Origin of the sequence: Shimia sp., from assembly GCF_965227725.1 — a bacterium.
GTDB lineage: Bacteria > Pseudomonadota > Alphaproteobacteria > Rhodobacterales > Rhodobacteraceae > Shimia.
In genome coordinates, this window is sequence record NZ_CBDDGH010000005.1 from 561,811 (window position 1) to 583,672 (window position 21,862).

Genomic DNA, 21,862 nt, shown 5'->3' on the forward strand with positions numbered 1-21,862 from the left:
TGCTAGCGTTCGCGCAAAGCCTCGTGCTGCGCGCGTAATACAGGGCGAATAAGATACTCGAGCACCGTTTTGCGGCCGCTTTGTATATCGATGCTTGCAACCATTCCCGAAGAGATGTCGAGCGCTCCGTTGTCGCCTTCCAATGACGTTTGTTCGGTGCGTAGCATGACTTGAAAATAGGGCACGCCGTCAGCGTTGTTGAGCGCATCCGCGCCGATGCGTTCTACTTGAGCAGGGAGGTCACCATAGCGCAGATAGTCATAGGCCGTGATCTTGACGGACGCATCTGCCCCTACCCGGACAAAGGCCAGATCCCGGGGGCTGACCTCTGCCTCAATCAGCAGCGTGTCATCCAGAGGCACAATTTCAGCCAGCGTCATCGCGGGATGGACGACGCTCCCAACATTGGTGACAGAAATCCGATTGACAGTTCCGCGAACAGGCGCGCGCAGGTCCGTGCGCGAGACCCGATCTCTCGCAGCAGTCAGTGTTTCCTCGACCACTGCGAGATCTCCAAGCACCACTGAGATACGCTCCCGGGCTGTGAGACCATAGGATGATTGGGCAGAGCCGATCTGTTTTTCGGTTTCTGCAATGCTCGCACGGACACGGAGTTCGGTGGCTTCTGACACGGTGATGTCGCCTTCGATTTCCGCCAGCTGCCCACGTAAGCGCAGGATTTCAATCTCAGGGACCGATCCACTTGCAAAGAGGCCTTCAGAAATTTGGACTTCCCGCCGAAGGGGGGCTGCGACCGCTTCAAGACGGGCGCGCTTTGCGGTCAGTTCCACAAGCTCGGCTTCCCGCTGTAACAGGCGATCTTGCAAAACACTGATTTCCAGATCCAGCTGGCTTCGCCGCGTGTCAAACACGGCTATTTCTGCCGCGATGAGCCTGTCATTCCAGTTCTGTTCTATCGGGAACGTTAGCGCATCTGACCCTTCGGCTTCCGCTCTGAGCCGGACAAGTTCAGCGGATAGCGCCTGATAACGTTGTTCCAATTCACCAAGATTGGATTGCACGGTTGTATCGTCGATCTGAAAAAGCACCTGACCAGGCTCAACCACATCTCCTTCTGAGATGTGGATTGCAGACACAATACCTCCTTCGGGAGCTTGCACTGTTTGAACTTGGGAACTCGGCACTACGCGTCCAGAGGCACGGGTCACTTCTTCGATTTCGAAGGTTGCTGCCCAAAACACGAACCCGCCAATGAGCGCGATCACAAACAGCAGCAAGACCCAAAGCCCTTGTCCTGCGTCCTGACCTCCCGGGCGATTGACGAATTCTTCGTCTTCTATCCGCATGGAAAACATCACTCGGCTGCCTTCTGATCGATCTGACGCTCGGCAGAAGTTGTTTGCGACAGTTGATTCATCACCTCGACGCGTGGTCCATCAAGCACCTTGCGGCCCTGTTCGATCACTATGAAACGATTTGCGAGCGCTGCGAGAGACATTCGGTGCGTGGATAAAATCATCCCCACGCCTTCCTTTTGCAACAGACGCAACCGCTCTATTGCTAAAGCTTCGCTTTGATGATCCATTGCGTTGGTTGGTTCATCAAGGAAGATGAACTTCGGTCGACGAAGCAAAAGGCGCGCCAGTGACAGGGCTTGCCTTTGTCCTCCAGAAAGCCGTTCACCTCTTTCCCCGGCAAAATAATCTAACCCTTCAGGAAGACCTGCAACAAAGTCATCGAGCCCTGCCAAATGCAGTGCCCTCATGATTTCGGTATCTGGAGCATCTGGCACTCCCAGCGAGATGTTTTCGCGGATGGTGCCTGTAAACAGAAGGGGATCCTGAGGCAGATAGCCTACGCCCGCGCGGACGGCTGCGGGTTCGTACTGCGCGATTTCATGACCATCGATCAATAAAGTGCCTTCTTGGGGCTGGTAGAGACCGTTGATCAGCTTACCGAGTGTGGACTTTCCCGAGCCGATCCGCCCGAGTAGGGCGGTTGTGCTGCCGGGCTCAAAAACTGCTGACACCCCGACAATCGCTGGAGTTTGCATGTCGGGATATATGAATGTCACTTCGCGCAATTCGATCTTGCCTTCTCTGACTTGTAGATCGCTGCGCAAGGCTTCGCGTTGCTCGACGTCTGTTTCTACGAAGCGTGAAATCGACCTCATGGACCAAATCGCAAAGTTGGCCCTGAAGATGGTCTGCGTGATACCTGCAAGCGGTGCAAGGATACGACCTGCCATGATGTTGGCCGCAATCAGGGCGCCAATGGTGACGGTTCCCTTAGACACTAGAAAGACACCCAGACAAATAATCCCAGCGCTGACGGCTTGTTGCACAAGAACCGTGGCCGATCCTGTGAAGTTCGCCCAGTTTCGGGTTTGGGCCGTTACACGTGACGATGCTGCCACCGCGTTCTCCCACTCGCGTAACAACACTGGCTCCGCACCGACGCTCTTGACGGTTTCCAGTCCGGTCAGCGCCTCAATCAACACCTGATTGCGCTTTACGGTCATTTGCTGCGCCTGTCGCGCGGATCGGGCAATTGGCACCTGCGCCAAAACGGCAATGGCGATCATCACCGGAATGGCTGCGATTGGTATCCAGGCAAGCGGTCCCACAATCATGGTTAGAACCGTCAGAAAGATGCCGACAAAAGCAAGATCAATGAGCGCGATCAAGGTGGAGGAGGTGAAGAAATCCCGCACCACTTCAAAGTCGCGCAAAGTTGTGATTGCGCCGGTTGCACCGCCTTTGCGGGCCAGAATTTTTTGTGCAAGCGCCAATTGAAAGAGGCGGGAGGCCAAGGCTAAGTCCGCTCTGCGCGACACTCTTTGAATGATGGCGCTACGCAGGAGTCGCAATAAGAGATCCAGCCCGAGCGCCAGCCCGACCCCAATCGCCAGTGTGATCAAAGTGACAAACGCAAGGTTCGGGATCACGCGATCAAAGACATTCATCACAAAAATCGGTAACGCAAGCCCTGCCAAGTTGACGCCGAAGGCAGCCAGAAACACTTGCAACCATGCAGATTTGTGGCGGGCCAGTTCTGACCAGAGCCAATGTCCACCATTTGGGGTGATCTTTTGTGCATCCGGGCTCAGACGTGAGGAGGTCGAAGCTTCCTTTGACGCAACCAAAAGAACCTCACCAGTTAACTGGCGCGATAGAGAGCGGGTCGGAACCTCATCACTTTCGTTTGTTGCAGGATCAACGATTGAGGCCATGCGCGTTTTGTCATCCAGTCCCACTAGGATTTTCGGGGCCGCTGATTTTGCAATGAGCACGGCGGGTAAGCTGCCGCGATCAAGCTGCGCTAGGCTGCGTTTCACTTTTTTGGCTTTGAGGCCGACCACGTCGAGCGCGCGTATCAGACCTAAGGCTCCAACCGTTTCGAACCCTTCAGGCAGGCGTCCGGTCACACCGGTTTTAACAAACGGTCGACCATGATAGCGCGCCAGCCAAGCCACGACGTCAAGCGCGCTGTGAAGTTCACTGGAAGGGGTGGAAAGATCAGGGTCAGCCACTACGACGGGCTCTACTCAAGGGCAGGGGCAGAGACGTCAAAGCGATCCATTGGCGCGGATTTGACGCGATCTTCGAAGTCCGCGTTGAGAGCGCGTCCTTCTTTGGTGAGGCCAAAATGATCGGAGAGTTTGCTTTGCGCTGCAAGAACGCGGTAGCCCTGATAGTGATGCGCAGCTGAGGCGTTGATCTGACGAATGCGAAGGTTGAAAAGGGCACGCTCCGCATCAAGAACCTGTAGCAGCGGCCGTTTGGCAGCTTCAAATTCCTGCCGGAAGGCTTCCACAATCAATTCGTTGGTAGAGACGGAGCGATCTAACAGAAGTTTGCGTTCACGAGCTGAATCGTAGGAATTCCAAGCCCGCCGTGCAAAATCGCGCACTTCGTTTTCCACCTGCTTTAAGCGGTAGTGCGCCCGGATGAGCAAATCGCGGTTGCGCGCGCGCGTGGCCTCTCTGGTGTTGCCCTTATAGAGGGTCCAATTCAGCCGCACTCCGGCAGCGATTGTCGAATCCGTTCCGCGTGCGCCCTCTTGGTTTTGACCAATGTCGGCGCCGACGAATGCGTCTAAGCGGGGCTTCCAATCAGCTTCGTCAATTGCGCCCTGATAGGTTTGGGCCTGAATATCGGTCTGTGCCAGACGCATCTGAAAACTGTTGGTGACAGCGGCGGTTTCAACCGCCTCGCGGGAGGGCGGCGTGTGCGTATGAAAGGCGCGAGACAAAGTTGATGTCGGCCGCTTGCCGGTCACCAACTCGAATTGCGAGTCCGCATCGCCGAGTTGTGCTTCAGATTCCGCAAGCGCCAATTGCGCGGCCAGCAGCTTGTCATTGGCACGAAAACGATCTGCTTCGGACAGTTTCCCGGCATCGACTTGTTCCGCGACCTGCCGAGAGATTTCGCCGTGACGCGCCAGATTGCGGCGCGACGCCTCAACGATATTCCGGTGTCTGACCACGTCGATATAGGCTTGGATCGCATTCAACGCCAAACTCTCGGTCGCATCGGACAGACGTATGATCTCTGCGTCCAGTAAAGTTGCTTCGCGGTAGATCCGGTTCATAGCACGCATGCCATCAAGCAGATTGACTTGAACATCTACGCCGATGATGCGCGCGATTTTTGTGTCCCGATTGTCCGCGGCATCCAGCGTGGGGTCATCGACCCATTCGGCGGCCACGCTGCCAAACAAATTCACCTGCGCGCGCTTGTCGCCTTGGGCGATGGTGATCATGCGCCCTTGGGCCTCGATCCCGGAAATGGCCGCCTTGCGGGCTTCGCTGTTTGACACGGCATTGTAGACCGCATCTACCAGTGTTTCAGCGCGGGTACCTTGAGGGAAAACCGAATAAATGCATGTAGTCGCGATCGCCGCGAAGGCAAAAAGATTTTTCATGGATCAAACGAAGTGACATAAAATGAAAGTACTGATTAAAAGTCGTTCTTCGTAAGCGATACGCCATTTTGCCCCTCAAAATCAAATGAATACTGGGTTTGGAGACAGCGCAGGTGTGTAACGGAGGGACTGACTAAATGCCCTTTGAGCCTTTCTGGCTTGGCGCATAAGCGTTTTGTTGATGTCACAAAATTGGTGCAGAACGATTAGGTTTCGCTGATCGCAATTTAACCATAACGGTTTGTTCGATGTGACGAATGCAATCTTTACGAGAGGCCTAAAGGTATTCTTTTGCCAGTGGGTTTGCTCTCGTTATTGTCGCTCAGGCATCGCACCAAAAGCCACTCTTGCGCGGTCCTTTAGCAGGTCGAGAAGCCAGATATGGCTGGGATCACTGTTCCGGCTCTTGTGCCAAAACAGATGCAATACAACATCAGGGCACTCAAAGGGCAGATCGTGGGCGCATAACGCACCGGTTTGCAGGAGCGGGTCGGCGAGCTGCTGTGGCACAACCGCGATCAAATCCGTGGAAGCAACGATACTGGGGATCGACAAGAAACTTGCCACCTGAACGACGACGTTGCGGTTGGGCAGTTCTTCACCCATGAGATACTCAAGCGGCGTGTGGCGTCTGCTGTTTTTGGAACGGATCCACTCTGAACGCCGTAGGAGCGAGGCTTGGGGCAGTGTTTCAAAATCCGCGATGTCAAAACCGGAGTTGGCCTTTGGATGATCCGCGGAGCAGATCAGTGTCAGTTTTTCATGCGCTAGGGCGATGGAGCAGAACTGATCTTCGGGCAATGGGTTGTAGTCGACAGCATAGTTGAGGTGTCCGGCCTTCAGCTGCGTGGGGACGTCATCGCTGTAATCCGGATGCACTTTGAGTTTGGCCATGGGTGCCTGCGCGCGGATGGCCTGCAGCAACGCGCCTCCCCAGAGGTATTCAACGGCATGGTTCATCGCGATGGTGATGGTGCGCGAAAAGGTGTCCGCTTCAAAGCCACGATCCTCAAATCCGTCAAGAATAGACACCAATGCCGGTTGGATGCGCTCATGTAATTCCAATGCACGCTGCGTGGGTTTGAGACCGCGCGCTGTGCGCACAAAAAGGTCGTCTTCAAACTCCAGCCGCAGCCGTTTTAGAGCATTGCTGACGGCTGGTTGACTCATGTTCAGACGCTCTGCAGCACGGGACAAATGCTGTTCGCGCATCAGGGCTTCGAAGATTGGAAGCAAATTTAAGTCATGATTTCTTAACATTACACCAACATTCATCAGGCTTATAATGTGGTTTTGTAATATATATTAGACGCGATATCAATGCGGGCTATTATGTCTTTAGTTTGGCTTAACTAGGGAGGAACGAGCCATGAACGATGAAGCACGCGAAAAATTTCGCGCTCGCTATCGCGCAGCCATCAGCCCCAACTACAGTGGTTTTCTACACCTCTCTGTTGTTCTCTTCGGAGCAGGCGGGTTGATCAGTTTCGGCATTTCCCAATTGGAAAATGTCACCCTTTTGCAGATCCTGTTCGTTGTGGCGCTGTATGTCGTCTACAATTGGGCAGAGTGGTACACGCACTGCTTTTGGGGTCACAAGAAGACAGATCTGTTCAAGTTCTTCTACCAGCGTCACACCGGCGACCACCATACGTTCTTTGTCGAGCATGACATGGAATACCAGATGGTGCTCGACTGGCGTGTTGTGATCTTCCCGATCGCGCTATTGGTGGCGACTGCTGTCATCTTTGCGCTGCCTGCGGGCCTTGTGTCTTACTTTGTGCTGGGCTGGAACTACGGCTGGTTGGCGTTTGTGACCATCATGTGCTGCTATCTCGCTTATGAGGTGCTGCACTTCAGCTACCATTTGCAGAAAGGCTCTGTCACCGAACGGATCTTCAAACTGATCCCAGGTTGGACTTATCTGCGACTGTTCCACACGGTGCACCACAACCGTCACCTGATGGCAGAAGGCAACTTCAACATCACGCTGCCGCTCTTTGATTGGCTCTGCGGCACCCTTTACTTCAGCTCTGATGAATGGGCGAAGGCCAAGGGTATGGGGAACACCACCCCAGCGGAGTAATCCGACACGTGATTGGCATGTTGTCCGAAAAACCAATGCGATGCCGATGGGGTTTCCGTCGGCATCGCGTCGGCACATGCTGAGAGCGCCCGTTTGTGATCATTCAGCGATGATCTCTGTCCTCATTCGAACCGAGCTCTAGTTACTAATGTCAAAAAACGATCTGAGACCTTTGAAACAACGTTTTGCCATGTGGCTGATCAAGCGCCCGGCAGGACTGCGCTTTTCGTTGCGCGGAAGCAAGAAAGCGGCGCTGCGTGACTTGGAAGGGGCCGTCAATGAGCGCGTCGCCATTCCAAGACGGGACGGCAACGGGACCATCCGCACGCGCATCTATAAGCCCGCGAATGCCAAGGGGCCTCTGCCTGTTGTGGTCTATTTCCATGGCGGTGGTTTTGCGACCGGATGGCCGGAGCGTCATCACGCGATCTACCAGCGCCTGATGAAAACGCGCCCATGCATCATTGTGGCACCTGCGTTTCGTTCCTCATTGAAGGCCCCTTATCCTGCTGGGCATGACGATTGCTATGACGCGCTGCTTTGGGCGCGCGACAATGCCGAAAGCATCGGTGGGAACAGCCAGTCCATCATTGTGGCTGGCAACAGCTCCGGTGGCGGCATCGCGCTTTCAACAGCATTGCGCGCGCGCGATACTGGTGAGGTGAATATCGCCTTCCAGATGCCGCTTTATCCGATGGTTGACGACCGCTCCAAGAACTGGAGTGCACTGCCCAAAGACAAGATCACCTGGACCAAAGAGCATGGTGTGATGGCGTGGCACCTGTTGTTGCGCGGTCTCCGTGCGGAGAAACGCTACGACATCCCAGCCTATGCGGTGCCGGCTTTGGCAACGGATCTTTCTAAGCTTTCGCCCATGCTCAGCTACGTCGGTGCTGACGACATTCTTATGAATGAAGTCAAAGACATCGCAGAGCGCGTTGAAGCGGCTGGGAACGATGTGACATTCCGCGTCTTTGACGGCCTGTTCCACGCGATGGAAGACAATGTGCCAGACGCTCAGCCGACCATCGATGTGCACAATTGGGTAGAGCGCGAATTCGGCCGCATGATCGATCAACATTGCGGGGCCACCTAAGATGGCGCGCTGGGAAACACGTCAACAAGCTTGTCGGACGGTCGGAGCACTGTCTGCAGCCGCCGTGTTTCCTATCCCTTATTCAGACACTCCAAGAGCCGTTAGCGCAGGATCATCTGGGGGCTTAAGCCCGGTATCCGCGCCGTCTCGGACACAAATTCAAGGATTGCTATGAACCAGAGCCACGCCATTCAAACCGGTTTCGCAAATCTTGCTGATATCGAAAGCTTTGAACAAACGCCGCTAAACAGCCATGACCTTCCTGCCACCACCTATGACGCGCTGAAACGCGGCGCGGCGCTCAATCCGGCAGCGCCTGCGATCAGCTTTTTTGTCTCCGGCAAAGATTATGACAAGCCGAAGACGCTGACACATGGTGAGCTGCTGGCCAAAGTCACTCAAACCGCCAACGCGCTGCGCAAGCTTGGCGTTGGCTCCAATGATGTGGTGGCCTATGTGCTGCCGAACCTGCCTGAAACCCATATGGTGATTTGGGGTGGTTCCGCTGCGGGCCGTGTGCTGGCCATCAATCCGCTTCTGGAAGCGGATCAGATTGCCGAACTGCTCAAAGCTGCAAACACCAAAGTCTTGGTGACACTGGAGAAAACCCCACGCACGGATCTTTGGGAAAAGTGCCGCGCGGCGGTTCTTATGGTGCCAAGCATCCAGCATATTGTGACCTGTAGCGTCTTTGGTTGGATGGATGGGGCTGCAGCATCCGTTTTCCGGGCTTTGGGCAAGAGCCGGCCGTCCAAGCTGCGTATTTTCAAGCGCCCGATACCGGTCACACGCTTTGAGGACCTGATCAAAGGGGCGCGGTCTGACGATCTGGAATTTGAGGCTCCAAAAGCCTCAGACACCTCTACGATGCTCTGCACCGGAGGTACCACGGGTCTGCCAAAGATCGCCCCGCGGACTCATGCCTCTGAGGTCTATGACGCATGGGCGCTTGCGCAGTTTAACCCAGAGATCTCCTCGCCAGGCGTTTCGGTGCTCTGCGGCCTGCCGCTGTTTCACTCCAACGCAATCCTGGTGACCGGCCTTTTGGTTCTGATGTCAGGTGGCAACGTCGTTCTAGCAACGCCGCAAGGCTATCGGGGCGATGGGGTGTTTCCGAATTTTTGGAAGATTGTTGATCACTACAAGATTGTCACTTTCTCTGGCGTGCCAACCGTTTATTCCGCGTTGCTTGATGTGCCGCGTGATGGTCTGGATATCTCTTCCGTCAAATTTGGTGCCTGTGGTGCCGCGCCGATGCCGGTTGAGCTCTTCAACAATTTTGTCGAGCAGACTGGCATCCCGATTGTTGAGGGCTATGGCCTGACAGAAGGGGCGGTGGCCTCTTCCTTGAACCCGACACATCCGGATGGCGGCGCGCGTATTGGCTCCATTGGTCTGCGTTTACCGCACCAGAAAATGCGCTGTGCTGTTTTGGCGGACGACGACAGCTTTGAACGCTGGGCCGAGATCGATGAGGTCGGCGTCATCCTGATCTCTGGCCCAAACGTCTTTGACGGCTATCTGGTTGAGAGCCAGAACAAAGGGCTTTTCTTCGAGATCGAGGGCGAGCGCTGGATGAGCACCGGCGATCTGGCACGTCAGGATGCTGAAGGATACTTCTGGATGACCGGGCGCAAGAAAGAGCTGATCATTCGCGGTGGGCATAACATCGACCCGAAGATCATCGAAGAGGCGATGCACATGCACCCCGGCATCACCATGGCCGCGGCCATCGGCCGGCCCGACGCCAAGGTCGGCGAGTTACCTGTTCTCTACTACCAAGGGGAAGAGCTCTCCACCGCGGAACTTGCCGAGTTTGCGGCAAGCAACGTGGCTGAGCGGGCTGCCATCCCGAAAGATTTCATCCGACTGGAAGAGCTTCCGGTGACGGGTGTTGGAAAGATCCACAAGCCAAGCCTGATGATGATGGAGATCGAACGCGTCATCCGAGCTGAAGCCGCAGCGAAAAACCTCGATATCGCTGAGCTGGAACTGACGCAGGACAATCAGCGCGGCATTGTGGCGAAACTACGTATGGTAAACAGTACCGACGAGATGCGTCATGTCCTCGGTCTTTATGCTTTCAACGTCGACTACGAGGACTGATCAGTCGCCTGCGGCGCCAGAGGAGAGCGCTTAAGGCAACCCCAATCCACTCAAGGGAGGAATACTATGGACTTTGCAATCAACGTGGTGGTGCCTGCAGCGCAGGCCTTCATTATGTTCTCATTGGGCCTCGGCCTGGAAATCGCTGACTTTAAACGTGTTTTCACACGCCGCACCGCCTTTGCCATTGGTGCTTTTGCACAGATCGCGCTGCTGCCGCTCGCCGCTTTCTGCGTTGTGATGGTGCTGGATATGCCGCCTGTTTTGGGCGCTGGTTTGATGCTGCTGAGCTTCTGCCCGGGCGGGGTCAGCTCCAACGTGATCACCAAGCTGTCGCGCGGTGATCTTGCGCTGTCTGTCTCTATGACCGCTGTTACATCGGTGATCGCCTTTATCACGGTGCCACCGCTTGCGACCTGGTCCATTCTCTATCTGATGGGCTCTGAAGCGCCTGATTTCTCCTTCTTTGACATCGCTATCTTCACCTTCCTCGTCACCACGCTGCCGGTTCTGACCGGTGTTTTTGTGCGTGCGGTGGTGAACAAACTTGCGCGTCGTTTGGAGCGTCCGCTGCAAAACATTGCCATCGTTCTTTGGGTGCTGCTGCTGCTCGCGCTGTTCGCCAGCAACCGTCAGGTGATCATCGACAACATGCCGACCCTTGGCTACGCGACCATGCTGCTGCCTGCGGTGCTGGTGGTGATGGGCCTGTTGGTGGCACGTCTCTTTGGTCTCAACAAAACCGAGTCCAAGACGGTCAGCATCGAGACAAGCGTTCAGAACTCTCCGCTAGGTATCACGCTGGCCATCGTGATCACCGGGACCTCTACCAACTTTGCTGAGGTGCCACTGGCGCTGCCGTCTGCCATGTACTCGATCACGATGTATGTGGTGGTTTTGCCGGTGATGTTCCTGTTCCGCTGGTTGAGCCGCGATGAGGCTGTGGAGGCAACCCCAGCTGACGCCTCTGCGTGATGGGCTGGTGAAACCCACTCTAAGGTCCCCGGCGTTTCGCAGATAACGGTGGGGATGCCTTGGCAGCGGTGCCGCGCCAATTTTGGTGCCGCTGTTTTGCGAAACGCCAAATCGGCCTGAAACAAAAAGAGCCCGGGATAATCCTGCTAGAAACGCTGGATCGTCTCGGGCTTTTTTATGTTTGTCAGTAGGTTACGTTGAGAGTTGTGTTCCCACAGTGCTTGGCCATGCACTGCTGCAAAAAGGGAGGGCAGCTCAGCCCTTTTGGATCGTAAACTCCAACCGGCCTTCCACCTCGGACATGCCGATAAACTGGTGGCCGGCTTCATTGCAGAAGTGCGGAACGTCGACGATGGCGGCGGGATCATCTGCGATCAGCAGCACTTTGGCGCCTTGTTGCAGCGGCTCCATGCGCTTGCGCAGGCGCAGAACGGGGAGGGGGCACAACAGGCCGAGGGCGTCGATTTCCAGATCCATGAAAATCACATATGCGCGATGTTTCGAAGTGTCCACAAGGATGTTACCGGAGCATGGGTGACCTTGGCGAAGGGATACACTAAGTGTTGCCTCATGTTTGGAATTGATATCATCGATGCAGGGCTGCTCCCTGCCATGTTCGTGGCTTTGCTGGCGGGGACCATCTCGTTTCTGAGCCCCTGTGTGCTGCCAATCGTGCCGCCCTATCTTGCCTATATGAGTGGCATGAGCATGTCAGAGCTCACCACCCAACAAGAGGCGCGCCGGAAGGTCATTATCACGGCGCTGTTCTTTGTGCTGGGGCTCTCCACGGTCTTCCTGTTCCTAGGATTTACGGCCTCGGCATTTGGTGCATTTTTCCTGCAAAACCAAGAGCTTTTCAGCAAAATCGCCGGTGGCGTGGTGATCATCTTTGGCCTGCATTTCCTGAATGTCTTCCGCATCCCGTTTCTGGATCGCGAAGCCCGGATTGATGCCGGGGACTCTGGCGGATCCGCCTTTGGTGCCTATGTGCTGGGCCTCGCCTTCGCCTTTGGCTGGACGCCATGCATCGGCCCTCAGCTTGGTGCGATTCTCTCCATTGCGGCGAGTGAAGCCTCCATTGCGCGTGGCACCGTTTTGCTGGGTGTCTATGCGGCGGGGCTGGGCATTCCGTTCCTGCTGGCGGCTGTCTTCCTCAACCGTGCCATGGGCGTGATGAACAAGATCAAGCCCCACATGGGCACCATTGAGAAGGTGATGGGCGGGCTGCTGCTGTTTGTGGGCATCATGCTCCTGACCGGTGCGTTCTCCACATTCTCATTTTGGCTGCTGGAAACATTCCCAGCGCTTGCAACACTCGGATAAGGCTTAATTTTGCCCAACTGACGGTCTATGCTCTCTCCAAAGGAGAGAGCAGCCAATGGGCGAAAACACCCAACACCAGAGCGTGCGTAAGCGCCGTGTGTTTTATATTCCCGGATATGACCCGATCCACCCGCGCCGGTACCGTGAACTGTACCGCAAGGAGGGGGCCGCTCAGGCGGAGATTTCAGGGTATGACATGGCGCTTGCCCCTAAGGTGGCAGGCGCTGGTCCGTTTGGCTGGCATGCCACTGGAAACTTTCAAGGCGTTGAAAGTGAAGCGGATTTTGAGGTTCTGATCTGGTCGGACATCGTCAAGGACAGCATGGATCAGGGCATCTTTGCCACCTATGTCCAACTCCTGCGGACAGCTTGGATCTATATTGGCAGTGGCGCGCTTGCGCGTCTGATGAAGCTGCGTAAGGGGCCGGTCATTGCGGCACTTTACCCGGTTGTCTTTCTATTGACCCAGTTGATATTCGCCTTGCTGGTGGCCTGGGGCGTCGGTGCCTTATTGGCGCTGGTTTTGCCATGGTGGAGCAAAGTTTTTGGCCTGCTTGTCGTGCTGCCAATTCTTAAGTGGTTTCAAAGACATGATGGGAAGTTCTTTGCCTATTATCTGATGCATGACTACGCCTATTCGGCGTCGACGCGCGGGGCTAATCCTGCGGCGTTGGAAGCGAGAATGGCGCAGTTCAAAGAGCGCATTGCGGAAGCCTTGCAGAGCGACTGTGATGAGGTTTTGGTGGTCGGGCACTCCAGCGGAGCGCATTTGGCTGTGTCTGTCCTGTCCGATCTGATCCGCGAAAACCGGCTGCCAAAAGAGGGGCCAAAACTGGCGTTTTTGTCGCTTGGGCAGGTTGTGCCCATGGTCTCTTTCTTGAGTGATTCCTATCGGTTACGTGATGATCTTGCCTTTCTTTGTCAGCGCGAGGACATCACCTGGGTCGATGTGACTGCGCCCGGAGATGGCTGTGCCTTTGCGCTGTGTGATCCGGTTTCGGTGACCGGAGTTGCACCTGAGAGCGGCAAAAAATGGCCTCTGGTGGTCTCTGCAGCTTTCACGCTGACCTTGACCGCAGAGCGTTGGAAAGAGCTGCGCTGGCGCTTTTTTCGGCTGCATTTTCAATACCTTTGCGCCTTTGATAAGCCCGGCCACTATGACTATTTTCAGATCACCGCTGGCCCAATAACACTGGCGGAGCGTTATGAGGGGCGGAGCCCGTCCAAGTCGCGGATTGAAAAGCCGGTGAACAAGTTTACGAAGATAGCCCCATGATCCCACCAAAGCCGACACCGCGGCCGGATAAAGTCTCATTACGTCAATATGTTAAGCTGTTTCGGCAAGATCTGCTTTCGGCGCAACCGCAGCGGCTTTATCGCGCTTGGATGGCGGAGTTTCGCACGCCGTTTTTCCGGTCCTACATGATCAATCAACCCTCGCTGATCCAGACTGTGCTCAAGGAAAGGCCTGATGATTTCCCGCAATCTCAAAGGGTTAGCGAGGGTTTGAAACCTCTGTTGGGGGAGTCGGTCTTCCTCACCAATGGGGAGACCTGGAAGCGGCAGCGGCGGATTATTGATCCGGCCTTTGAGGGCGGGCGGCTGCGCGATACCTTTCCGGCGATGTGGGCTGCGGCGGAATCTGCGGTTGCCCGGCTTGAGAGAAATGTCGGTCAAGATATTGAAATCGAAGAGGAAACCAGCCACGCGGCGGCGGATGTGATCTTTCGCACGCTGTTCTCAATTCCTATTGAGCATGAGATCGCCGGGCGGGTTTTCAGCGAATTTCGCACCTATCAGCGCTCAGCTCCGATTGTGAATTTAGGTGCGTTCCTGCCGTTACCCCGTTGGTTTCCAAGGTTTTTTCACAAAGACACAAAGAGCACCGCAGCCAGCATTCGGGCTTTGATCACCGGGCTCACAGAAGAGCGGATGGCGGCGATTGAAGCGGAGACCGCGCCGGATGATCTGGCCACCAAGATCATGACAACGGTTGATCCAGAGACTGGAAAACCGTTTGATACCAATGAGATGGTGGATCAGGTTGCGATCTTCTTTCTGGCGGGACATGAGACAAGCGCCTCTGCACTGGCCTGGGCGCTGTATCTCTGTGCGTTGTTTCCGGAATGGCAGGAGAAAATTGCCCAAGAAGCACAAGGGCTTGAAGCCGATTTTGCCGCGATCAGCCGTCTGAAAATCAGCCGTGATGTGTTCCGCGAAGCGCTGCGACTCTATCCGCCAGTGCCAATGATGGTGCGCGAAACAACATGTCCGGAAGACTTCCGAGACCGTGAAATTCGTCAAGGATCTCAGATTGTTATCTCACCCTGGCATTTGCATCGGCAGGAGCGGCTTTGGGACAATCCGGATGGGTTTGACCCGACGCGGTGGCAGACGGAGAACGGCAAGCAGTGCGCGCGGGAGGCCTATGTGCCGTTCTCGGCAGGGGCGCGGGTTTGCACCGGTGCGGGCTTTGCCATGGTGGAGGGGGTGTTGATTCTGTCGATGATTTTGAAGCATTTCAAACTGACCCCTGTGGGCGATCCACCGGTGCCGATTGCGCATCTGACGGTGCGGTCGCGCGATGGCATTAACCTTCGGATTGAGCGCCGGATTTAACGTCGGTATCGCGTCGGTAATGCGACGTTATTGCGTAGGTGCAAAATCGCGGTTTTAAAGGTTAACGTTAATGCACGACACGGGCCGAGGCGGCAGGTTTTGCCGACAAAATTGAGCGCTCCAATTTGTGCTGCCTGAGATGAAAAGAGGCGCCCGCAGGCGCCTCAGATCGTTATTGCTTTTCATACCACCAGACACCTGGAAGCCAATCAACCCCGTCGCCGTAAATCGGCAGGGTCTCCGGGAAATGCAGGTTCTTGTTATGGGCCACGCGACCAACCGCATACGTCCAGATCGGGATCACATAGCGGCCGGTGCTGAGCACGCGGTCAAGCGCGCGGGTGGCGGCGACAAAATCTTCCTGTGAGGTGGCGGTGAGCATCTCGGTGATCATGGCGTCGATTGCCGGGGACTGCACACCCATCAGGTTGCGCGAGCCTTCCTGTTCGGCGGCATCAGATCCCCAATAGAGGCGTTGCTCGTTGCCCGGGCTGAGCGAGATGGCGCGGCGGTAGTTGGTGATGTCAAAATCAAAGGATCCGGTGCGCTGATTGTACTGTGGCCCATCCACAAGGTTGATGGTCACATCGATGCCAAGCGCCTCCAGCGATTTGCTGTAGATATCGGTGATGGCCTTGTTTTCGGTGTCGCCCTGTTTGAGCAGGATTTCGAGCGTGAGCACTTCGCCGGCGGCGTTCTGCATTTTGCCGTCAACCACGCTGTATCCGGCGGCTTCCATCAGGCCCATGGCTTTGCGCAGGTTCTTGCGGTTGCGCACGGAGCCGTCAGATTGCGGCAGTGTGTAGCCTTCCAGAGCCTCGGCAGGGAGCTCTGCGGCGAAGGGGGCAAGCAGCTCGGCCACGCGGCCCGTGGCGGGGCCGTCCTGCATTGCCAGAAGGGAGCCGGAGAAGAAGGAGCTGATGCGGGGCTGGCGGCCGCCGGTCATGGTGTCGTTGATGAACTCAAAATTGAACACATGCATCAGCGCGTCACGCACGCGGATGTCATCCAGCGGGGCACGGCGGGTGTTGAGCACAAGGCCGGTGATGCCGGAGGGTTTCTGGTGCGGGATTTCCGATTTCACCACATCGCCGGATTGGGCGAGCGGGAAATCATAGGCGGTGGCCCATTTCTCTGCGTTGAATTCGCGCACATAGGAGATTTCACCGGCCTTGAAGGCCTCAAACATCACCGCCGCGTCGCCGAAGAAGTCAATTTTGATTTCGTCAAAGTTGTTGGTGCCTTTGCGGAACGGCAGATCGTTGCCCCAGTAGTCTGCGTTGCGGCTGAGGGTGACAAAGCGACCGGCTTCGAAATTTGACACCACATAGGGGGCAGTGCCGATGGGCACTTCCTGCAAGGTGATGTCTTCAAAGGATTTGCCCTCAAACTGCGCCTTTTGCAGAATCGGACGCAGGCCTGCGAGCAGGGCCAATTCGCGATCTTCGGTGTTGAAGGTGATGCGCACGGTGCGGGGGCCGGTGGCCTCAATGCTTTCGACCTGTTGCCAGAAGCCGAGATAGCGCGGATGGCCGACCGTGCCGAGGGTCTCATAAGACCAGATCACATCTTCGACAGTGACCGGCACGCCGTCAGAGAATCGTGCCTCTTCGCGCAGTGTAAATTCCACCCAAGAGCGATCTTCCGGCGTTTCAATCGATTCGGCGAGGAGGCCGTAGAGGGCAAAAGGTTCGTCCCAGTTTCGGCCCATCAGGGATTCATAGGCAAAGAAACGGAGCTGCCATGGAACCTCGCCTTTGCGCACAAACGGGTTGAGAGAATCAAAGGATCCGCCGTTGCCGGTGACCACGCGGCCGCCCTTGGGGGCGTCGGGGTTGGCGTATGGGAGGGACACAAAATCCTGTGGAAGTGCAGGGTCGCCATACATAGCGATGCCATGGCGCGGCTCTGCCACGCTTTGCGCACCGGCGAGCGAAAGCGCAAGCAATGCTGCTGCACTGGTGACTTTGGGGAAACTGATTGGTGTCATCGCCTGAACAATCCTGTTGGTGATTTCTTGTCGTTGTCCAAAAACTAGCGAGGGATTTGAGGCTTATCAAACTTTTAGCTTGGAGGTCGGCGCGAGAACGCTTATAACAAGATCACTGCTCGATAGGTTTCTTGCCTGTATGAAACCTGCCTCAATAACTTCACGCCCGCTTCGCGCGGGCGTTTTTTTTGGCCTAATGGCCCGGATCCCGACAGGTCAAATCACAGTCTGATGAGGGCGTTGTGAGGCGTTTACGTAAGACTACGGTAGGGCCGTAATCCCCCTTATTTTGCGAGTGCAGCATGCTATGCTGCGCCTAACATTGTGCAGTCGCAGAGGGAAGGGCTGAGGCATGAGTATGAAAGGCAAAAGCGCGATCATCACCGGATCCAATTCGGGAATCGGTTTGGGCGTGGCGCGGGAGCTGGCGCGAGTCGGGGCGGATGTGGTTTTGAACTCATTCACCGATCGGGACGAAGATCACGCGCTGGCAGCAGAGATCGCGGCGGAATTTGGCGTCAACGCGCGCTATATTGCGGCAGATATGTCACAAGGGGACCAATGCCGGAGGTTGATCGAAGCGGCGGGCGGTTGTGACGTTTTGGTCAACAATGCCGGTATCCAGCATGTGGCGCCGATTGACGAGTTTCCGACCGAGAAATGGGACGCGATCATTGCGATCAATATGAATTCGGCGTTTCACACCACCGCGGCGGCGCTGCCGCATATGCGCAAACGGGGCTGGGGCCGGGTGATCAACATCGCCAGCGCCCATGGCCTGACCGCCTCACCTTACAAGGCGGCCTATGTGGCGGCGAAACACGGCGTGGTTGGCATGACCAAGACCGTGGCGCTGGAAACCGCAGAGGAGCCGATCACCTGCAATGCGATTTGCCCGGGCTATGTGCTGACCCCCCTGGTGGAGGCGCAGATCCCGGACACCATGGAAAAATACAACATGGGCCGCGAGGAGGTGATCAAGAAGGTGATGCTGGAGCGTCAGCCAAGCCGGGAGTTTGCCACGGTAGAGCAGCTGGGCGGCACGGTGGCCTTTTTGGCCAGTGACGCAGCGGCGCAGATCACCGGCACCACGATCAGTGTGGATGGTGGCTGGACCGCATTGTGATTTTGGCTTGAGTTCAGGTGTTTAGGAGGCTTACATGAAGCGCATCAATCTGGCCCTGCAAGGCGGAGGCGCGCATGGGGCCTTCACCTGGGGCGTGCTCGACACGCTGTTGCAGGATGAAGAGATCGAGATTGCCGGGATCACCGGCACCTCGGCAGGCGCGATGAATGGGGCCGCGCTCAAGGCTGGCATGCTGAAAGGCGGCCGGGACGGGGCGCGCGCAAATCTCGACTGGTTCTGGGAGAAAATGGGCGCGGCGCAGGTGCCGGGGCTGGATTTGTGGTTTGCCGCTGTGCCGCCCGGTATCGTTAGCCGCAGCATGGAGTACAGCTGGCCGTTTATGGTGGCTGATATGATGCAACAGATGACCTCGCCTTATGCGATGGGGCCGCTTTATGCGCATCCGCTGCGCGCTATCGTGGATGAGATGAGTTTTGATCTGATCTGCGCCGATCAGGGGCCTGCGCTGTTTGTCTGTGCAACCAATGTGCGCTCCGGAAAGGCGCGGGTGTTTTCCGGCAGCGAGATCAGCACCGATGCGCTTTTGGCGTCGGCCTGTCTGCCAACCATGTTTCAGGCGGTGGATGTCTATGATCCCAAGAGCGGGCAGACGGAGGCCTATTGGGACGGGGGTTACACCGGCAACCCGTCGCTCTGGCCGCTGTTTGACCGGAAGTTCCCGGATGATGTGGTAATCGTCAATATCAACCCGTTGCGGCGCGAAACCCTGCCAGTGACGCCGCAGCAGATTGCCAATCGGATCAATGAGATCAGCTTTAACGCCTCGCTGATGAGCGAATTGCGGGCGGTGGCCTTTGTGCAGCGGTTGATCGCCCAAGGTGCGCTGAAACAGGAAGAAAAGCGCGATGTGAAGGTGCATATGATTGCCGACGATGCGCTGATGAACAGCCTGTCGGTGATGACGAAAAGCTGGCCGGTGACCTCTGTTCTGCTGCAGCTTAAGGAAGCGGGGCAGGCGGCGGCCAAAGCGTTCCTCTCCGCCCATAAGGAGGATCTGAACGCGCAAGGCACGGTGGATCTGGCGGCGATGTATGGCGGGTGATGCGCGAGACTTGCATCAGGGCGGTCAACGCGCTTCAAGACAGAGGGTGTGCAGGGCTGGACGCCCTTGCAATGGGCGAAGGGAGAGACGGGCATGATGACACCTGAGAAATTGAGAGAGATCTATGGGGATGTGTCGCCGCATGCAGCGCAGAAGGTGATCGCGCAGTTTGACGCGCATTGCCGCAATTTCATCGCCCATGCGCCGTTTCTGGTGCTGGTGACCTCAGACGGGCAAAATCTGGACGCCTCACCCAAAGGCGATCCGGCGGGGTTTGTGGAGGTGGAGAGCGACACCACGCTGTTGATCCCCGATCGGCCGGGCAACAACCGGATTGACGGACTGCTCAACATTCTGGCGCATCCGAAAGTGTCACTGCTGTTCATGATCCCCGGCGTGGCGGAGACGCTGCGGGTCAATGGCGTGGCAGAGATCAGCGATGCTGCGGCGCTTTGCGCGCGCTTTGCCATCAAAGGACGCGCACCCAAGACCGTGTTGCGGGTGACGGCGGAGGAGGTGTTTTTGCATTGCGGCAAAGCGCCGGTGCGCTCTGGCCTCTGGAAGCCCGAGACCTGGCCGACCCAGCGCCCTGTGCCCTCGCTTTATGCGATGATTCAGGATCATGCGGAGCTTGAGGTGCCCTCTACAGAGCAGTCTTATGCCGAGCAGCGGTATCGCGAGACGCTCTATTGAGCGGGCAAAAAGGGCGAGGGGGCTTTGCCCCCGTCCCATCACAGATGTGACTCCCCCAGAGTATTTTGGGCAGAATGAAGGGCGCCTTGGAGTCGCTCTAAGCAGCGGTGGCGCGGCAGAGGCAGCTGGCGCGGATTGGGATGTCGGCGCGGGCGAGAGCTTGATCGAGCAGCAGTTTCACATGCGGCAGCTCCACGGTTTCGCCACGGCGCACCAGACATTCATGCAGCCCGTGCAGCGCCCAGACATTGCGGGGGTGCTGGCTGGGGCGGGGCAGTTTGCCATCAAGGCCGAGATCCGCGCGGTAGACGGCCTCTGCTTCCTCATAGACACCGGCCTCCATCAGCAGCGCGCCTAAGGCGTGGCGGGTCGGCTGGGGCCATGACCACGGCTCCTCATATTCAAGGTGATCGTCCAGATGCACCGCTTTGCGCAGGTGGTTCAGCCCGGTGTGGTGATCGCCTGCCTTAAAGGCGAGCTCGCCTTTCATCATCTCTTCGGCCACGGCCAGCACGTCGCGTGCTTTGTTGTTAAAGAGCATGCGTGTGTCCGGCACGGCGGCATAGGCGGTGGTGAAGGTGGCCATCATGGCTTGCGCCTCGGCGTGCCGCCCAAGATTGGCGAGTGCCACGGCCTTGGCGTAGTAGATCAGGGCGTTGGTTGTGACATAGAGCTCTTTGTCCTCAGGTTGCGCGAGCCCGACGATCTCCTCCCACATGCCAAAGCGGATATAGACATGGGGTGCGGCGGCGACGAAGGTTTCAAAGATGTCGGGATAGGAGCGCACCACCTCGTCCGGCACCTCTTCGCGCAGGCGCATAACGGCCTCCACGGCGGCGGCTTTCTGGCCCAAGAACATCGCACCGTAAAAGGCGAAGTGCAGATTGTGGATGCGGTAAAGCGCGTAGAAATTGGCAGGCCCAGCGTAGGCTTTGAATTTGTCGTCCACCGCGGCGGCGGCGAGATTGCGGTAGAGCACGTTCTGATACTCGCCACAGAGCACATCAATGTGGGTGGCCATATGCACGAGATGACCCGCATCGGGCACAAGGTCTTTGAGCCGGTCGCCGTGACGCAGCGCGCGCTCGGGGTGCGGGGACATCTCCATCAGGTGGATGTACATGTGCAAGAGGCCGGGATGATCCCAAGCCCCCGGGGTGTGATCAAAGGCGCGCTCCAGCACGGCGATGGCCTCAGGTGTGGAGGCGTCGGGATTTGGCACGCCGTTTTTGAAATCCCAAAGCTGCCATGGGGTGCGGTTCATCATCGCTTCGGCGTAGATGCAGGCGATGTCCAGATCGTCGGGATTGGCCTCATAAACCGGTTTCATGGCGGCGGAAAACCCGTCGTTGAAGGGCTGGTAGTCTTCGATCTCGGGATCGGTGGGGTAGCGTGACGCGAGCGCCTCCAGCAAGGCGCGCTCTGCCGGGGCGGCGTTTTTGAGGGCCAGCCCGTCGCGGAGCGCTGTGTGGGCGCGCGCCAGGGCGGGGGCTTTTTCCTCAGGTGTGAAGACTTCCCAAGGTTTGTTGTAGTTGGGCCCAAACCCGTAGGCGACGCCCCAATGGGCCAGGGCGCAGGCGGGATCGGCAACAAGCGCCTTTTCAAAACAGACGATGGCCTCTTCGTGGTTGTAGGCAAAGAGCCAGATCAGGCCGCGATCACACCAGATTTGCGCTTCGGGAACGTCACTTGCGGGGCGGCTGTGGCTGCCCAGATCAAAATACTCTGACATTTAAATGCTCCTCGATAATGGGAGGAGGATAGCACAGATTGGGGGCTGGGCGGAGATTGGGGGTGTGGTGGTCGAGAGGTGGAGGTTTGGTATATTTTGGGAAAGTGTTTTTAGTTAGTGGCTTAGAGGGGGATCCTGAAGTGGGTTTTGCACGTTGGGAGGCGCG

The 21,862-nt window shown here is 56.8% G+C and carries 17 protein-coding genes; 10 read left to right on the forward strand and 7 right to left on the reverse strand.

Annotation, left to right across the window (positions count from 1 at the left end; translation table 11 throughout):
• Window positions 1-2: 2 nt before the first annotated feature.
• The 4 genes from ACO07T_RS13030 to ACO07T_RS13045 all read right to left on the reverse strand — a co-directional run bounded on the left by ACO07T_RS13030 (window position 3) and on the right by ACO07T_RS13045 (window position 6,162).
• Window positions 3-1,238: an HlyD family type I secretion periplasmic adaptor subunit gene (locus tag ACO07T_RS13030; protein WP_422049773.1), complete on the reverse strand. Its 1,236-nt coding sequence runs from the start codon at window positions 1,236-1,238 to the stop codon at window positions 3-5.
• Window positions 1,239-1,315: 77 nt separating this feature from the next.
• Window positions 1,316-3,493: a type I secretion system permease/ATPase gene (locus ACO07T_RS13035; protein ID WP_422049774.1), complete on the reverse strand. Its 2,178-nt coding sequence runs from the start codon at window positions 3,491-3,493 to the stop codon at window positions 1,316-1,318.
• A gap of 11 nt (window positions 3,494-3,504) precedes the next feature.
• Window positions 3,505-4,887 (reverse strand): TolC family protein, encoded by a 1,383-nt coding sequence (locus ACO07T_RS13040; protein ID WP_422049775.1) that lies wholly within the window; start codon window positions 4,885-4,887, stop codon window positions 3,505-3,507.
• A gap of 312 nt (window positions 4,888-5,199) precedes the next feature.
• Window positions 5,200-6,162, reverse strand: a complete 963-nt coding sequence (locus tag ACO07T_RS13045; RefSeq protein ID WP_422049776.1) for a LysR substrate-binding domain-containing protein — start codon at window positions 6,160-6,162, stop codon at window positions 5,200-5,202.
• Window positions 6,163-6,256: 94 nt separating this feature from the next.
• Here ACO07T_RS13045 and ACO07T_RS13050 point away from each other — a divergent pair, with 94 nt between their 5' ends.
• The 4 genes from ACO07T_RS13050 (at window position 6,257) to ACO07T_RS13065 (ending at window position 11,150) form a co-directional block, all read left to right on the forward strand.
• Complete coding sequence (locus ACO07T_RS13050; protein ID WP_422049777.1) at window positions 6,257-6,973, forward strand: hypothetical protein; 717 nt, start codon at window positions 6,257-6,259, stop codon at window positions 6,971-6,973.
• 172 nt (window positions 6,974-7,145) lie between these two features.
• Complete coding sequence (locus ACO07T_RS13055) at window positions 7,146-8,069, forward strand: alpha/beta hydrolase (protein ID WP_422049778.1); 924 nt, start codon at window positions 7,146-7,148, stop codon at window positions 8,067-8,069.
• Between the two features lie 171 nt (window positions 8,070-8,240).
• The gene (locus ACO07T_RS13060) at window positions 8,241-10,175 is read left to right on the forward strand and encodes an acyl-CoA synthetase (protein WP_422049779.1); all 1,935 of its coding nucleotides are present in this window, start codon (window positions 8,241-8,243) and stop codon (window positions 10,173-10,175) included.
• 66 nt (window positions 10,176-10,241) lie between these two features.
• A complete protein-coding gene (locus ACO07T_RS13065; protein ID WP_422049780.1) occupies window positions 10,242-11,150 on the forward strand; it encodes a bile acid:sodium symporter family protein in 909 nt (302 codons plus the stop codon).
• 255 nt (window positions 11,151-11,405) lie between these two features.
• On the opposite strand, the gene ACO07T_RS13070 is transcribed toward ACO07T_RS13065, so the two are convergent.
• A complete protein-coding gene (locus ACO07T_RS13070; protein WP_422049781.1) occupies window positions 11,406-11,627 on the reverse strand; it encodes a sulfurtransferase TusA family protein in 222 nt (73 codons plus the stop codon).
• A 93-nt stretch (window positions 11,628-11,720) separates the two neighbouring features.
• Between ACO07T_RS13070 and ACO07T_RS13075 the strand changes: the two genes are divergently transcribed.
• Genes ACO07T_RS13075 through ACO07T_RS13085 form a run of 3 tightly spaced genes read left to right on the forward strand, consistent with a single transcriptional unit; the run spans window position 11,721 to window position 15,092 of the window.
• A complete protein-coding gene (locus tag ACO07T_RS13075; RefSeq protein ID WP_209062983.1) occupies window positions 11,721-12,473 on the forward strand; it encodes a cytochrome c biogenesis CcdA family protein in 753 nt (250 codons plus the stop codon).
• A 55-nt stretch (window positions 12,474-12,528) separates the two neighbouring features.
• On the forward strand, window positions 12,529-13,749 hold the full coding sequence (locus ACO07T_RS13080) for a hypothetical protein (RefSeq protein WP_422049782.1): 1,221 nt from the start codon (window positions 12,529-12,531) through the stop codon (window positions 13,747-13,749).
• Window positions 13,746-15,092: a cytochrome P450 gene (locus ACO07T_RS13085; protein WP_422049783.1), complete on the forward strand. Its 1,347-nt coding sequence runs from the start codon at window positions 13,746-13,748 to the stop codon at window positions 15,090-15,092. The genes ACO07T_RS13080 and ACO07T_RS13085 overlap by 4 nt, the downstream gene beginning before the upstream one ends.
• A 172-nt stretch (window positions 15,093-15,264) precedes the next feature.
• On the opposite strand, the gene ACO07T_RS13090 is transcribed toward ACO07T_RS13085, so the two are convergent.
• Entirely contained in the window at window positions 15,265-17,082 is a 1,818-nt protein-coding gene (locus tag ACO07T_RS13090) for an extracellular solute-binding protein (protein WP_422049784.1), read from the reverse strand.
• A gap of 352 nt (window positions 17,083-17,434) precedes the next feature.
• Here ACO07T_RS13090 and ACO07T_RS13095 point away from each other — a divergent pair, with 352 nt between their 5' ends.
• From ACO07T_RS13095 to ACO07T_RS13105, 3 genes are all read left to right on the forward strand, one after another.
• On the forward strand, window positions 17,435-18,208 hold the full coding sequence (locus ACO07T_RS13095; RefSeq protein ID WP_209080845.1) for a 3-hydroxybutyrate dehydrogenase: 774 nt from the start codon (window positions 17,435-17,437) through the stop codon (window positions 18,206-18,208).
• 34 nt (window positions 18,209-18,242) lie between these two features.
• A complete protein-coding gene (locus tag ACO07T_RS13100; RefSeq protein WP_422049785.1) occupies window positions 18,243-19,271 on the forward strand; it encodes a patatin-like phospholipase family protein in 1,029 nt (342 codons plus the stop codon).
• 93 nt (window positions 19,272-19,364) lie between these two features.
• Window positions 19,365-19,964 (forward strand): pyridoxamine 5'-phosphate oxidase family protein, encoded by a 600-nt coding sequence (locus ACO07T_RS13105; RefSeq protein WP_422049786.1) that lies wholly within the window; start codon window positions 19,365-19,367, stop codon window positions 19,962-19,964.
• A gap of 97 nt (window positions 19,965-20,061) precedes the next feature.
• Here ACO07T_RS13105 and ACO07T_RS13110 read toward each other — a convergent pair whose 3' ends face one another.
• Window positions 20,062-21,696 carry a hypothetical protein gene (locus ACO07T_RS13110; protein WP_422049787.1) on the reverse strand — a complete coding sequence of 545 codons (1,635 nt, stop codon included), beginning with the start codon at window positions 21,694-21,696 and terminating at the stop codon, window positions 20,062-20,064.
• Between the last annotated feature and the right edge of the window lie 166 nt (window positions 21,697-21,862).